The organism is Microbulbifer taiwanensis (assembly GCF_014904815.1).
GTDB lineage: Bacteria > Pseudomonadota > Gammaproteobacteria > Pseudomonadales > Cellvibrionaceae > Microbulbifer > Microbulbifer taiwanensis.
On sequence record NZ_JACZFR010000115.1, the window covers coordinates 1 to 563 of the forward strand.

The following is a 563-nucleotide window of genomic DNA, read 5'->3' on the forward strand; positions in this document are numbered from 1 at the left end:
CCGACTCCTGCCGACACAAATCCATGCCCGAACTTGCCGCCGCCTAGAGTAGAGACGACTCCGCCCACAAAGCCGCGCACAGCGAAGGCTTTCACACCCCAACCGCTGGGCAATCCGCTAAAGGCCGCCGCAGAGATACCCGCAAGCACACCATTCTTGAACGCCAGCCCCCAGCTGCCGGTGACATGGTAGGTCTGCTCGGCATTGTAGGCGGCCAGTACCGCCGGACAGGCGGTTTGGGCTGCGATACAGATACCAACCTGAACTACGGCATTCAGCGTGGAGTTCTGGGACAGCTTATAGTGCAGCGCCCGACCGTTCAGCCACCGGTCCCTGAACCGGTTCCAACTGCTGTAGCCGCTCGGGTCTGTGTAGATCAGTGGGTTATTGTGCACATAGGCGTAGCGGTTGTAACCCTGCACGCTGGTCACGCCGTCGATCACCGGATCGGCGGAGACGAACCGTGAGAGGGTCGGGTCGTAGACCCGGCCATTCATATGGATCAGGCCCACTTCATCCAGCATTTCGTGGCCGGTGTAGCCTCTGTTGCTAGTGAGGTGATT

Annotated in this window: 1 protein-coding gene; it reads right to left on the reverse strand. The window is 60.2% G+C overall.

Annotation, left to right across the window (positions count from 1 at the left end):
- Positions 1-563: RHS repeat-associated core domain-containing protein (locus tag IG627_RS20755; RefSeq protein ID WP_193195237.1), on the reverse strand; the 563-nt coding region annotated here is incomplete at both ends.